The sequence below is a fragment of the Gordonia sp. PP30 genome, from assembly GCF_023100845.1.
GTDB lineage: Bacteria > Actinomycetota > Actinomycetes > Mycobacteriales > Mycobacteriaceae > Gordonia.
In genome coordinates, this window is record NZ_CP095864.1 from 1,102,040 (window position 1) to 1,115,219 (window position 13,180).

9 protein-coding genes and 1 pseudogene are annotated in these 13,180 nt (G+C 63.0%); 4 read left to right on the plus strand and 6 right to left on the minus strand.

The features are described from left to right. Positions 1-73 precede the first annotated feature (73 nt). Positions 74-1,291, plus strand: coding sequence for an AAA family ATPase (locus MYK68_RS05040; RefSeq protein ID WP_247866605.1), 1,218 nt, complete (start codon positions 74-76; stop codon positions 1,289-1,291). Between the two features lie 114 nt (positions 1,292-1,405). Here MYK68_RS05040 and MYK68_RS05045 read toward each other — a convergent pair whose 3' ends face one another. Beyond that, positions 1,406-1,804, minus strand: coding sequence for a DUF3427 domain-containing protein (locus MYK68_RS05045; RefSeq protein WP_247866606.1), 399 nt, complete (start codon positions 1,802-1,804; stop codon positions 1,406-1,408). A gap of 36 nt (positions 1,805-1,840) precedes the next feature. Here MYK68_RS05045 and MYK68_RS05050 point away from each other — a divergent pair, with 36 nt between their 5' ends. Next, a complete protein-coding gene (locus MYK68_RS05050) occupies positions 1,841-3,349 on the plus strand; it encodes an IS1634 family transposase (protein ID WP_502798321.1) in 1,509 nt (502 codons plus the stop codon). Positions 3,350-3,366: 17 nt separating this feature from the next. On the opposite strand, the pseudogene MYK68_RS05055 reads toward MYK68_RS05050, so the two are convergent. From MYK68_RS05055 to MYK68_RS05075, 5 genes and pseudogenes are all read right to left on the minus strand, one after another. Further along, positions 3,367-6,114: pseudogene (locus MYK68_RS05055) on the minus strand (DEAD/DEAH box helicase); the annotation flags it as partial. Positions 6,115-6,173: 59 nt separating this feature from the next. Further along, positions 6,174-6,422, minus strand: a complete 249-nt coding sequence (locus MYK68_RS05060; protein ID WP_247866608.1) for a hypothetical protein — start codon at positions 6,420-6,422, stop codon at positions 6,174-6,176. Positions 6,423-6,469: 47 nt separating this feature from the next. Beyond that, positions 6,470-7,906, minus strand: coding sequence for an HNH endonuclease signature motif containing protein (locus tag MYK68_RS05065; protein ID WP_247866609.1), 1,437 nt, complete (start codon positions 7,904-7,906; stop codon positions 6,470-6,472). A gap of 186 nt (positions 7,907-8,092) precedes the next feature. Then, complete coding sequence (locus MYK68_RS05070; RefSeq protein ID WP_247866610.1) at positions 8,093-9,289, minus strand: NAD-dependent formate dehydrogenase; 1,197 nt, start codon at positions 9,287-9,289, stop codon at positions 8,093-8,095. A gap of 133 nt (positions 9,290-9,422) precedes the next feature. Next, a complete protein-coding gene (locus MYK68_RS05075) occupies positions 9,423-10,301 on the minus strand; it encodes a LysR family transcriptional regulator (RefSeq protein ID WP_247867932.1) in 879 nt (292 codons plus the stop codon). Between the two features lie 37 nt (positions 10,302-10,338). Here MYK68_RS05075 and MYK68_RS05080 point away from each other — a divergent pair, with 37 nt between their 5' ends. Together MYK68_RS05080 and MYK68_RS05085 are read left to right on the plus strand one after the other, a co-directional pair. Then, positions 10,339-10,761, plus strand: coding sequence for a nitroreductase/quinone reductase family protein (locus MYK68_RS05080; protein WP_247866611.1), 423 nt, complete (start codon positions 10,339-10,341; stop codon positions 10,759-10,761). 314 nt (positions 10,762-11,075) lie between these two features. Further along, a complete protein-coding gene (locus MYK68_RS05085; protein ID WP_247866612.1) occupies positions 11,076-13,154 on the plus strand; it encodes a GmrSD restriction endonuclease domain-containing protein in 2,079 nt (692 codons plus the stop codon). The last annotated feature ends 26 nt before the right edge of the window (positions 13,155-13,180 follow it).

Genomic DNA, 13,180 nt, shown 5'->3' on the forward strand with positions numbered 1-13,180 from the left:
GCACTTCCCGTCAGTCTCAGACCTATACCAAACTCAAACTTCCTTGCGATGGAGACCTGCTGAAATGTCGAGCGTGCGAAATCCAGAAGACATCTTTACGCCAAAGACGATTGCCACGCGCGAAATGTTTGAGCGTCGAAACGAACGCGATCTCGATGACAATCCTGGCCTTCAGGACAGTCTTGGCGAGGCGTTGAGAGAGCTCGGCGGACAAGTTGTAATTTATGGCGATACGGGTGTTGGGAAATCTTCACTATTAAGATATGCGTCCGAGGATGAATCAATGGAGTGCGTCATTGTCGAGTGTTTGTCCTCGAAGAATTATGACGATCTGATGGAAGATGCGCTTCGCAAGTTGATCGACGTTAAGGAGATTAAGCGAACATCGCGGAAGTCTGGCTCGGCTGGAATTGAGGCCGGGGGTACGGTAAAGTTGCTCGTCTCGCTCAAGGGTAAATTGAATATCGGCGCCGAGAAGGCTGTTGAGTTCGAAGTTGTTCAGAAGTCTCCGCTTGACGCACTTGTTGAGGCGATGATGAAGACTGGCAAGCGAGTGTTGGTGCTAGACAATTTTCAGAACATTGTGAGGGCGGAGGATCGTCGCCTCGTTGCTGAGACAATGGAGTTCCTGTCTGACCGGGCTGCGGAAACTGGTGATATCAAGATTGCTGTCATTGGTATCGCAGAAGATGCGCCGTCGCTTATTCATGGGTCAGGTTCCTTTCGGCGAAGAGTTACCGAAATCGGTGTTCCGAGAATGCCGGATGAGGAAATCCGCTCCGTTTTGAAGCGCGGGTTTGAGATACTGGAAGTGGATGTTGACAGACCCGTCCTTGACAACTTGGTGTTTTACAGCGACGGATTCCCGTACTTCGCGCACCTGCTTGGGTTGTATCTAGCCCGTGAGTCACGCAGGCTAAAAGGTGTCAGAATCGACGAGTCAAAGGTCGAGCCGGCTCTCAAGCGTGCGGTGAAGTCGGTTGATCAGTCTTTTGCTGATAGGATTGAACGGGCGTTCGAGGTCGGTGGCGAGATCCGCCCGCGAAAAAGTATCCTGCACTTGCTGGCGCAATCGGGCCTCCGTGAGTGGAAGAGCGCCGATGTGATTTCCGCCTGGGAGGCGGAATACGGCTCGCGTGATGCGTATCAATTCTTGCACGTTGCTTTGGCTGCGCTCCTTGACGAGGCGCACGGGAGTATGCTTCGCAGAAAGGGTACTCGAAACAAGTATATCTATCAGTTCAGCGACCCGTATATGAGGCCATATCTCAGATTGACTGCGATTCGGTAATGTGTATTTTGGTCGAGATTTCCTGAGTATTTGGTGTTCAATTGTCTAGCGAAGGCGTATGTGATTGATCCGACTCATGCGATTCGGAATTATCAAATTTGAAGTTCATTGCGGCTAGCTCGCGGCAATTTTGGAGTTGTTGAAGAATTCTGTTGGCATCTCATGTCGTAGTTTCCATGTAATCGCGATCGGACGGTTGCCTTGGTGGTCTACGAGCTTCGCCGGGCCGAGGAAGAGGTAGGGCTCGGGGCCGAGCTCGTCCTGCTTCTCCTGGCGCACGAAGAGCAGGACCGTGCTCGCGCCGCTAAGGTAGCGCTGGCCAACGGGCGAGCTAGTGGTGGTGCGCGATTGTGTCTCCCAGTGGAATAGTGTCCGACTGATCGGGTAATCGCGGTACATTGTCGTCGGGGAGAAGCCGCCATCGGTCTTCGTCAGACCTGACTCGTGCCACTTTCGGGTGAGTTGGATCGGCGGGCTCTCGCTACCTGGGGTTTCGTTCTGATTTAGTGTCATTTTGGGTCACTAAATCAGGTGTCTACGATCGTCGGTGTGGGCCTGTTCGTCCGGAAGGTACGTACCGCGTCGGGTGCGACTGCGGTGCAGATCGTGTCGAAGGAACGCGGCGTGCGCCGGATCGTCGAGCACATCGGCTCGGCGCACACCGACGACGAGCTCGCTGCCCTACTCGAGGTCGCCGATACGAAGATCCACGCAGGTCAGCTCGCATTCGATCTGAACTCGCTGTCGCCGGCTAAGGTTTCTTCCATTCCGGAGGTCGCCGGTTCGCAGTCGCGTGTCCTGTGGGAAGTCCTCGACAACGCCTACCGTGATCTCGGGTTCGACCAGGTCGGTACCGAGACGTTCAAGCAGTTGGTGTTGGCGCGGATCGTCGAGCCGACCAGCAAAGCCGACACGATCCGCGTCCTGGCCGATCTCGGCGTTCGGTCGCCGTCGTCGCTGCGGACGATCTGGCGCACGCTCAATCGCAGCATCGCCGAGGACTGGCGCAGCCAGCTCGCCGCGGCAGCGTTCGCGCACGTCACCGCCGACGGCGCGCTGTCGATCGTGATGTACGACGTGACCACCTTGTACTTCGAGGCCGAGAACGAAGACCGGCTCCGCAAGGTCGGGATGAGCAAGGAACGGCGAGTCGATCCGCAGATCCTCATCGGGTTGTTGGTCGACCCGACCGGGTTCCCGCTGGAAGTACACGCCTTCGCCGGCAACCGCGGTGAGACGACGACCCTGCTTCCTGTGTTGAACGGGTTCCGCGAACGGCACGGACGAGCCGACGTGGTCGTTGTCGCTGACGCCGGTATGCTCTCGGCAGCGAACCTCAACGCGCTCGAGGAAGCCGGGTTCGACTTCATCGTCGGATCCCGAACCGGTTCAGCCCCAAGGGATCTGGCCGACCACTACGACCGGGTCGGGAACTTCTTCGCCGATGGCGCCACCGTCGAGACCACCCGGGAGATGGGAACCGGCCAGGCGAAGCGGACTCGGCGCGTCGTGTGGCACTACTCGCGGGCCCGCGAACGCCGCGACAACATCACCCTCAACAAGCAGATCGAGCGCGCGCAAGACATCGCCGAAGGACGACGGCCGCCGAAGAAGGACCGGTTCGTCTCCCTCGGCACCCGACCCGGCGTGAACTGGGATGCCGTGGAGAAGGCCCGCGAGTACCTCGGGCTGAAGGGCTACGTCACCAGCATCTCCACTGAGAAACTCGCTGGTGACAAGGTCATGGCCGCCTATCATGATCTGTTCAAGGTCGAGGCGTCGTTTCGGATGGCCAAGACCGACCTGAAAGCGCGGCCGATGTTCCATCACGAGCGTGACTCGATCGAGGCACACCTGACAATCGTGTTCGCCGCACTCGCAGTCACCCGACACCTGACCGAGACTTCCGGCTACTCGATCAAACGCATCATCACCGCGCTACGCCCAGTCCGGGATGTCATGATCCGGATCCGCGGCCAGCACGTCATGGCCGAAACACCGCTCGAGGGCGACGCCGCCGACATCGTCGCCAAGCTCCGAGAGTCAGCAGGGCACTAAAGTGGCACGAGTCAGGTCAGAGTCACCAGGAGCGCATCTACGTTGCGTTCGGGGACGTATTTCACGCCTTCCTGGAAGTGTGCCGGCTTCGAGTCGAATGACGCTGTACCGAGTGCGGCCAGTATTTCCTCGCGGTTGTACCGAGCATGGATCTGAAGTGGAACATCGGCGAGGTCGCCGTCGAGCGCGATCGTGCTCTGTCGAGAAGCGTCGCAATTCATCGCGACGACCGTGAGGATCTCTTCGCACGCGCTTCGGCTGGCCCGGATGGCTCGGAGGGCATCGCTGTAGTTGTCGAACTCGTTGGCCGCAGGAAAGAAGCTGAAGTACACCATGCGGGCGATCGCCTGGTCGAACGCCGACAGCTGCTCGTACTCGATGTCCGTTGCTCCGAGAATCCGGCGTAGTGCCTCTTCTCGGACTAGATCCGCAATGTGGGCGAAGGCTCGGACGCGCTTGAGTAGCTTCTCCTCGAGTGGACTGGAGGTGGTCGTATCGATGGCCGCGTCGCGGCGGAGCCGCGACCATGAGCGACCCGACTTCAGCACGTCAGTCAGGCTTAGACCGGTGTCATCCAGATACTCGCGGAGACTCACGTCGCCGAGGCCTCGTAGCTCCGACACCATATCGGGCCAGCGCATCATCAGCTGCCGCTTGAGGCTGCTGACGACCGATGCCTGAGTCTGTTCGTCGAGCACAATCCGGCAACCCGACGGGAGGAAGGGGAAGTCGTCGACGACATTGGGAATCAGATTGCCGCGGGAGAGCCCCGTCATCGCGCGCAGGCGCCGGTCCCAGCGGAACTCTTCGCGTTGGTGTCCGACGAAGTCGAGCACTGTCAGAACCGGCTTGCTCGGGGTGCTTCGAAGGCCGCGGCCAAGTTGCTGGAGGAAGACCGTGGCGCTCTCCGTGGGCCGGAGCATAAGGATCGTATCGACGTCGGGGAGGTCAACCCCCTCGTTGAAGACATCTACTGAGAAGAGCACCTTGATCGTGCCCTCACGTAGACCGCGCAGGGCGTCAGTGCGCCGCGCCGTGGGCGTGTCGCCGTGCACAGCCTCGGAGCGGATTCCCGCGGCGCTGAACCGATCCGCCATGAACTGCGCGTGCGCGACAGACACGCAGAATCCGAGCGCACGTATCCCCTGGGGATCAACGATCTTGTCCTCGAGGGCCTTCAGGATGACTCGAACTCGGGCGTCTGAGCCCGTATAGAGCTGTTCCAACTGGGTGACGTCGTACGCGCCGCGTCGCCACTCGATGGCGGTGAGGTCGGTCTGATCGGAGATTCCGAAGTAGTGGAATGGGCAGAGCAGTTGAGCGTCGAGGGCGTCCCACAACCGCAGCTCGGTGGCGATTCGCCCACCGAAGAGCTGCCGTACGTCCACACCGTCGGCCCGCTCGGGCGTAGCAGTGAGGCCGAGTAGCTCGGTTGGCTTCAGGTGGTCGAGCAACTTCCGGTAGGTGGAGGCTTCGGCATGATGGAACTCGTCGATGGTCACCACCGCGAAGTGGTCTGCGGGGATCGTGTGGACACCGTACGACGTCAGAGACTGGACGGACGCGAAGACATGGTCCCACCTCTCCGGTCGACTGCCGGCCACGTAGAGCTCGCCGAAATCACCGTCGTTGAGCACCTCCCTGAACGTGCGAAGTGCCTGCTGCAGGATCTCGCGTCGGTGCGCGACGAAGAGCAGTCGTGGGCGCTGACCTGCCGCGAGATGGCGATAGTCAAGGGCGGCGAGCACGGTCTTGCCTGTTCCTGTGGCTGCAACGACTAGATTCCAGTGCCGGTCGTGGACCTCTCGCTCGGCCCAGATCTCCTCGAGCATCGCCTGCTGATAGGGGAAGGGCCGGACTTCGAGGCCGGAAATGTTGAGAGTGACGCCGCGCTGCTGTGCCGTGCCGGCGGCGGCGAGGGCGTCGTCGAGGCGGTCTCGATCGCGCGCTGGGGTGTACTCCTCGAATGCGGGGTCGTTCCAGTACGTCTCGAAGGTTGAGCCGAAATGATCCAAGACGCTGGGTGTGGCAGTCCGCGAGAGCCGAACGTTCCATTCTACACCGTCTACCAAGGCTGCATTGGAGAGATTGGATGACCCAATGTACGCGGTGTCGAAGCCGCTGCGGCGGTGGAACATCCAGGCCTTCGCGTGGAGGCGCGTGCGCTGCGCGTCGTACTGAACGCGAACCTCGGCGCCATAGTGGTTGATGAGCCGATCGAGCGTCGCGCGTTCTGTCGAGCCCAAGTACGTCGTAGTGATGACTCTGAATCTCTTCCCGGCCCGCGTCAGGTCGCGAAGCTGTTCTTCCAGGAGCCGGACGCCACTCCACTTGATGAAGGCGCAGACGAGATCGACGGAGTCGGCGGAGGCGATTTCTGCAGGGAGTTCGTGCCCGATGGAAGGCTCTCCGTTGCCATTGGTCAGTAGGGCGACCTCGGACAGGGGAGTCGACGGACGAGTCGCCGTTCTGTCGATGACGCCCGGCGCGGATTCGCGGTGCACACGGAGCAACTGCTGCGGGGGATCTACGACGAAGGCTCCGGGACCAGTCGCAATCTGCAAGATCGCGTTGGCGAGGGCGACGCGGTCCTCTGGCTCGCGGATCTCCGACAGCCGTTGCGCGACAACCTCGCCGATGTGCCGGGCGAGAATATGAGGCTGGTCGGCCTTGTCGATCGTCTCGATCTGATGTTTGAGCCGGCTGGCCGCCAGTCCTGCGTCGACCCCCTGGGTGACGAGCAGCTCGTAGATGCCTTCGTCCATGATGGACAGTCTTTCACCGGGCTCAGACATTCCACGGGACCTGCTCGGTAGGGGCGCCGTCAGATACCCCAGCTGAACTCGATTCCGACGAGCTCGGGGCGGTTCGGGCACTGAATGACCTCGGCGAAGTAGCCGGCCTCCTTCCCGGCGGACTTGCCGTCTCCGGTAAGGGGGAAGATCTCGTCTGCGGCCCAATCGCTGAGGTCGTGGTCGTCGACATCGCTTGGAGGTTCGGCGAGGTCGACCTCCTCGTCATGCACATGCACTCGACCGTCGTACACGTTGGTGAATCTGATGGTTGTCTTCATCTCGTGGCCCCTTGATGGCGGTGATGCCGCGTTCCGCGGAACGCGGATCAGGCAGCTTTGGCGTATGTCGGATCTTCGTCGTGCTTCTGTCGTTCGCGCCAGGCCCAGGCGGCATAGAGCACCTCGGTGGCGTAGCCGTAGTTGATACGGCCTCCGCCGATCGTCGTCACGCCGTCGGGTTCGACATGAAGGTCGGGGTGCCAGTCGCCGGCCGGGGTGTGCAGGGGTGCCAGGTCGAGGATCTCGCCGTGCGTTCCGCGGAACGCGAATCGCTGGTGGCCAAGCGCTTCGATCGAGAAGGCGCCGTGGTGCAGGGCTCGGTGGTGCGAACTGCAGAGCAGGATCAGATTGTCAGGATCGGTGGTGCCGCCGGCAGACCACATGGTGACGTGGTGAATGTGCAGGTGACGGGTGCGGGTGCAGCCGGGGGCCTGGCAGGTCCGGTCGCGCATCAGGATCGTGCGGACGAGTGCGGCGTTCGGAACGCGACGCTTGCGGCCCCACCACAGCACTGGTCCCATCCGGCGGCCGCCGACGGTCACCGAGTTGCCGGGTTCATGGCCAATCTCGCGAACGGTGGCAGCGCATTCCATCTCCTCGCGTTCCGCGGAACGCAGGGCCGGGCCGTCGTCGAGCGATGCTTCGGCATTGACTCGGTGGACGAGGATTTCCGCACCGGCGGCGACCTCGGGCATATCGATCCCGGCGATGATGGTGTCGGCGATCGCGGTCACCTCGGGGGCGATGTTGCCGGGAACATTGCGCCACAGATCGCGACGCGTGTCGATGGGCCCGGGCTGGGTCTCGATGAACTCGACCGACGGGGCTTCGACAAGCTCAGCCGACGATGGGGGTTCAGCCGGAAGGTCGGGGTCATCGGGAGTTCGGGTGCGGTCGTATTCCGCACGGACGATCGCGGCGAGGAAGTGGGCACCGTCCACGGCATTGAGCCGCATATTCACCGTGAGCGTGCCGTCGTAGTTCCACTTCCAGCGTCCCCACGATTCGGGCAGTGGAGGCTCGGCGTCGTTGTCGCCGCTGCTGTCGTTGATTCGGGCGTCGTTGTCCCTGATTGCGCGGCAGAGAGTCTCCACCTGCGCCGCGGTCGCTGCGCGTGCGACGTTGAGTAGTTCTTCTTCCCGGTCCGGAGTCGCGACGCGGGTCATGGCGCGCACCTTGGCGTAGGAGAGCTGTCCGGCGGCGAAAGCGTCGTGGATCTTCGGGAGGTCGTGCAGTGCGCGTGCGGCGCGGACATGTTCCTGCGCGGTGCGCAGACTGAAGCCGGCCTGCCAGACCAGCCAGTGCGCGCACGAGGCGATACCCTCGCCGGCCCAGGCCTTGCGCTCGTCGAATTCGGCGAGGTAGTCGAGCATACGAGCAGTGAGGGCGGCGATCTGAGTCGCATAGCCGATGACGCGTTCGGCGAGTTGCTCGTCGTCGAGATCGGCTGGTGCGGTGCGGTCGAAGAGGTCGGTCGCGGACATTGAAGACCCCCTGAGTAGAACTGATGTTCTAGTCTTAGGGTATTGCGAGGGTACGACATTGATGATGGTTGGTCGTGGCGTCGTCGATCGAGTCGACGCCGCGTGAACCGCGCGGTCCCCGGCGCTCCCGACATCCGAGCGTTCCGCGGAACGCTCGGATGTCGGGGATCATGGGCCACCGTGGTGTTAGACCTGCGTCTCGGTCTGGGCGCCGGGGCTGGCCTTGCCGTCGGCCGTGTAACTCTTGGCGCCGGTACCGGCGAGGGAACCGCCCTCGACGATCAGGTACTCGTCACGGATCGGCGTGCCGTCGAAGAAGTTCTCCAGGACCTCGCGGGTACCGGCCGCGTAGCGGGCCTGAGCGGACAGGGTGGTGCCGGAGATGTGCGGAGTCATCGCCTCGTGCGGCATGGTCCGCCAGGGGTGGTCGGGGGCCGGCGGCTGCGGGAACCACACGTCGCCGGCATACCCGGCGAGTTGGCCGGTACGCAGGGCCTCGACGACGTCGTCGCGCACCATGATCTCGGCGCGAGCCGTGTTGACGATGTACGAGCCGCGACGCATCGAGTTGATCAGGTTGGCGTCGAACATGTGATAGGTCTGCGGATGCAGCGGCGCGTGAATATCGACGATGTCGACCGAGCTGACCAACGATTGCACGTTCGGGTGGTAGGTCAGATTCAGTTCCTTCTCCGTCTCCTCGGGCAGCCGCCGGGTGTCGAAGTAGTGGAGGTTCACGTCGAACGGAGCGAGCCGGCGCAACACCGCCTGGCCGATACGACCCGCCGCGATCACACCCACGTCGAAGCCCTCGAGATCGTAGGCACGCTCGACGCAGTCGGCGATGTTCCAGCCACCGTCGAGCACCCACTGGTGCGACGGCAGGTAATTGCGGACCAGGGCGAGGATCTGCATGACGGCGTGCTCGGCGACGCTGATGCTGTTGCAGTAGGTGATCTCTGCGACGGTGATTCCGGCCTTCATCGCGGCGTCGAGATCGACATGGTCCGAGCCGATTCCGGCGGTGAGGGCGAGCTTGAGCTTGGGTGCCTTGGCGATGCGGTCAGCATCGAGGTAGGCGGGCCAGAACGGCTGCGAGATGACGATGTCGGCGTCGGGCAGTTCCTTCTCGAAGACCGAGTCGGGGCCGTCCTTGTCGGAGGTCACGACGAACTCGTGCCCTTCGGCCTCGAGGTACTGACGCAGACCGAGCTCGCCGGAGACGCAGCCGAGCAGGTCGCCCGGGTTGAAGCTGATGTCTTTCGGCGTCGGCAGCGTCTGACCGTCCGGGTAGGCGCCGAGAGAAGGCAGGGAGTCGCGGGCGTAAACCGGCGGGTAGCCGGTCACCGGATCGGGGTAGAGCACGCAGAGAATCTTCGCCATGTCAGTCACTCCTCGCAGCGGATGGCGGTTGGGAGAGGAACTCGTTTGTTCCTCTTCTACGGTCGCCCTACGTGGGTGTGCGCGTCCAAGCCCTGGTGTCGATCGGCCGATAGGCGACGGCTATCGGACTAGCTCACGAAGACTTCAAGCTGTCGATCAACGCAGTGGCCAGCAGCGGCGCCGGTTCTCGGGCGCTCCGGATCACCGCGACCTTGCCGAGTGGGGGAGCGGGAAGGTCGATGGTCCGCAGCGCAGGCGTCCCATGGTCGCCGACCACCTGGGAGCGTGGCACGATGGACGCCCAGTGCCCGGTCTGGACGAGGGCGAGCAGCGTGCTCACCGAGTCGGTCTCGACGCGCGGTCGCAGGTGGAAGCCGTCCATCGCGGCCGCCTCATCGAGCACGTCACGCCCGCGCATCCCCTTGTGCAGCAGGCACAGTGGCAATTCGCCGACCGCGTCCCAGTCGATGGTCGACGCCTTGTGGTCGATCAGCCCGGGCGGCACCACCAGCATATGGTGCTCTTCGTACAGCGGGGTGAGCAGCACGTCGTCCACATCGACAGCGTCGGTGAACACCAGTCCCACCTCGAACTCGAAGGTGCGCACCTGCTCGACGATCTCGGACGAGGTGAGTCCCGAATGGATGCGCACGTCGACCATGCCGTGTCGGCGGCCGAACCGGTCGACCATCCCTGCCACGCTCGCGGTGGCCGCCGGGATCACCCCGATCCGCAGCTGCCCGCGCAGGCCCGCCCGTATATCGGTGACCTCGCTGCGCATCGCTTCGCGGTCGGCCAGGATGCGCCGCGTCCAGCGCAGCAGTCGCTCGCCTTCAGCGGTCAGTCCCTCGAAGTTCGAGCCCCGTCTCACCAGTGGCACACCGAGCTCGCGTTCCAGTTTGCGCAGCGACTCCGACAGTGCGGGCTGCGACACGTGGCACGCGGCGGCGGCGCGGGCGAAATGCTGCTCACGGGCCAGTGCAGCGAAATACTCCAGTTGGCGGAACAGCATGACCCGTTGTAACACGAAGAAGGAGTAGACCTGAAGCATGGCTTTCAACGAAGACATCATCGCGGAGTTCCGCGAACACCACGGCGTCGTGTCGACGATGGGATTCGGGTCGCACCTGGTGGTTCTGCACACGGTCGGAGCCCGGACCGGACGCGAACTGGAGAACCCGCTCATGGGTTTGCCGTCCGGGGACGGCGGCATCCTGATCGTCGGATCCGCGGGCGGGTCGCCGAAGAACCCCGCTTGGGTCCACAACCTCCGCGCCAACCCCGACGTCACCATCGAACGACGCGGCGACGATGGCATCGTGACCGAACAGGTCCACGCGCGTGAACTCGACGACGACGAGTGGGCGCCGGCCTGGAAGCGGTTCACCGACAGATCGAAGGGCTTCGGTGAGTACACGAAGACCGCGGAGGGCCGTCGTTTCCCGATTTTCGAGTTGCAGACGATCGAATAGGCACATGCCGCGTCGGCTGTCGAGACCCGGACCATAGTTGCTGTGTACGACTGAGAAGCACCGCGCAGGCTGTGGATACGCGGATCCGTTCAAGGCGGATCCGCGTTACGGTGCCGTGTGTCAGCACTGGCGCAGGGGAGGCGTTCATGACGGCGCAGGCACTGGCGACCTTGATCGTCGGCGTGATCGGATTCAGCGGGTGATCGCAGGGCTGTTCCAGCGGACGTACGCGGACCGTCGGCCGAAAGGTGGAGACGGGCAACATGGGCGGCCGACCACCCGGCTCTGTCCGAGGGGCCTGGCACGATGGCGGCATGGAGACGTTCAAGCGCACGCCGCAGCAGTTGTTCAGCCTGCCGCAGCACTTTGTGATCCCGCTTTTCCAACGGAAGTACGTGTGGGACGAAGAGGAACAGTGGGCGCCCCTGTGGAAAGACATCCGGCGGATCGCTGACTTGAAGCTGGCCGAGTCAGCGTCATCGCCACAGCACTTCCTCGGCGCCGTGGTGCTCCAGGCTTATGAGGCGCGCAGCGCGAACGTACAGTCCTGGAACGTAATCGACGGTCAGCAGCGGCTCACCACGCTTCAATTGCTGATGGACGCCACCAGCGCGGTCCTGGCCGAGCGAGGCGCCTCCAAGGCGGCCTTGCAGCTCGATGCGCTCACCCATAACCCATCCGCTTTCGTGTCCGGCGATGAACCGGCGCTGAAACTGCGTCATCTGAATGTCGATCGCGCAGCGTTCGATGAGGTGATGGAAGCGCCGGCGCCCGTCGATTACGCGAATCTGGACCATCAGCGATCGCTCCTTGCCCGCGCACACCAGTACTTCACGGACGCCGTCGGAGAGTGGCTCGGCGCAGGCGACGACTCGGTCCCTCGGGGCGACGTCCTCGCTGAGGTGTTGCAGTCGAACCTGCAGTTGGTCACGATCGAGTTGCTGTCCACAGAGGATTCGCAGGAGATCTTCGAAACCCTGAACGCGCGTGGCACTCCGCTCACCGCTGCCGATATGGTGCGTAACTTCGTCTTCCAGCGCCTTGAAGCGGAAGGGGCCGACACCGCGCACGCTTACGCGCGCGACTGGCCGTTCGATACGCCGTTCTGGTCAAAGGAGGTCAGCGTCGGACGCACCAAGGTTAGCCGCAACTCGCTGTTCCTGAACCAGTGGCTGGTCTCGCGGATCGGTGAGGAGATCAGTCCGCACGCCACGTTCACCCGGTTCAAGTCGTACGTGAACCAGTCCGGAACGGCTATGGGGATGCTGCTGCCGATTCTGAAGGAGCAAGCGGATCTCTACGAGCGATGGACGGCGGCCGCCGCCGATCCGGGCCGCGAATTGAACGCGACCGAAATGGCCGTGTATCGGATGCAGGCGGGCGGAATCGAACTCCTCAAACCGCTGTTGATCTGGCTGCACGAGCCGGGTCGCACGGTTGCGGAGGACGATATCGCTGCTGTGATCCGCGTTGCAGAGAGCTGGGTGTACCGCAGGCAACTGCTCCGTTTGTCGAATTCTGACCTCGGGCGAGTAGTCGCCGACCTGATCGCGAGCGTCCGAGCGGCGCCGACAGCGGAGCTTCCCGAGCGGATCGCCGGCCATCTGAGTCGATTGAACGTAGCCAGCACCTACTGGCCCGGCGACGACGAGATTCGTACTCAGTTGTTCACCGCGCCAGCGTATACGCGATTTCCGCGGCCCCGACTCCGCGGCTTCCTCGAAGCGATCGAGGACAGCTATCGTGCCGAGACGGGTCAGCCGCAGGTCGCACGAACAGGCTTGCCGATCGAGCACGTCTTGCCGCAGCGGTGGCAAGACACCTGGCCGGTGGACGACGAAGCGGCTGCCGCCGAGCGGCAAGCGCACGTCAACCGGCTCGGCAACCTGACGCTGCTCACGACCTCGTTGAACTCCAAGGTGTCGAATGCGGCGTGGGGTACAAAGTGCCGTGCGCTACGCGATCACAACACGATCACGATGACCGGGAGGCTGCTTACCCTGGCCGACGGTGCCGACTGGTCGGAGCGCCTGATCGACGCACGTACAGGCGTCATGATCGACGCTCTGCTTTCGATCTGGCCGGTGCCAGCCGGACACCAAGGCACGGTGGTGGATCGGCACGCGAAGACTGCGGATGGCGTGACGATCGGAGACCTCGTCGTCGCGGGCCTGCTTGCCGTCGGTGCGCGGCTCAAAGGGCGTCGGCCCGGTATTGAGGCCGTCGTTGGAGAAGGAGGCACCATCATGCTCGACGGCAAACGCTTCACCTCTCCGTCGGGTGCATCGCGGCACGTGAGTGACGGGCGACAGGTGAACGGATGGCTGTACTGGTCGCTCGATGACGGCCGGTCCCTCTCGGACGTACGCACTGAACTACGCACGGGTGCGTGAAGCCTTGACTTCGGCCCTCATTCCGG

What these genes read in the sequence shown, in the direction of transcription:
- MYK68_RS05075 (WP_247867932.1), bottom strand. Translation starts at nt 10,301, where the DNA reads ATGCTGTTCCGCCAACTGGAGTATTTCGCTGCACTGGCCCGTGAGCAG.
- MYK68_RS05065 (WP_247866609.1), bottom strand. Translation starts at nt 7,906, where the DNA reads ATGTCCGCGACCGACCTCTTCGACCGCACCGCACCAGCCGATCTCGAC.
- MYK68_RS05070 (WP_247866610.1), bottom strand. Translation starts at nt 9,289, where the DNA reads ATGGCGAAGATTCTCTGCGTGCTCTACCCCGATCCGGTGACCGGCTAC.
- MYK68_RS05085 (WP_247866612.1), top strand. Translation starts at nt 11,076, where the DNA reads ATGGAGACGTTCAAGCGCACGCCGCAGCAGTTGTTCAGCCTGCCGCAG.
- MYK68_RS05045 (WP_247866606.1), bottom strand. Translation starts at nt 1,804, where the DNA reads ATGACACTAAATCAGAACGAAACCCCAGGTAGCGAGAGCCCGCCGATC.
- MYK68_RS05060 (WP_247866608.1), bottom strand. Translation starts at nt 6,422, where the DNA reads ATGAAGACAACCATCAGATTCACCAACGTGTACGACGGTCGAGTGCAT.
- MYK68_RS05080 (WP_247866611.1), top strand. Translation starts at nt 10,339, where the DNA reads ATGGCTTTCAACGAAGACATCATCGCGGAGTTCCGCGAACACCACGGC.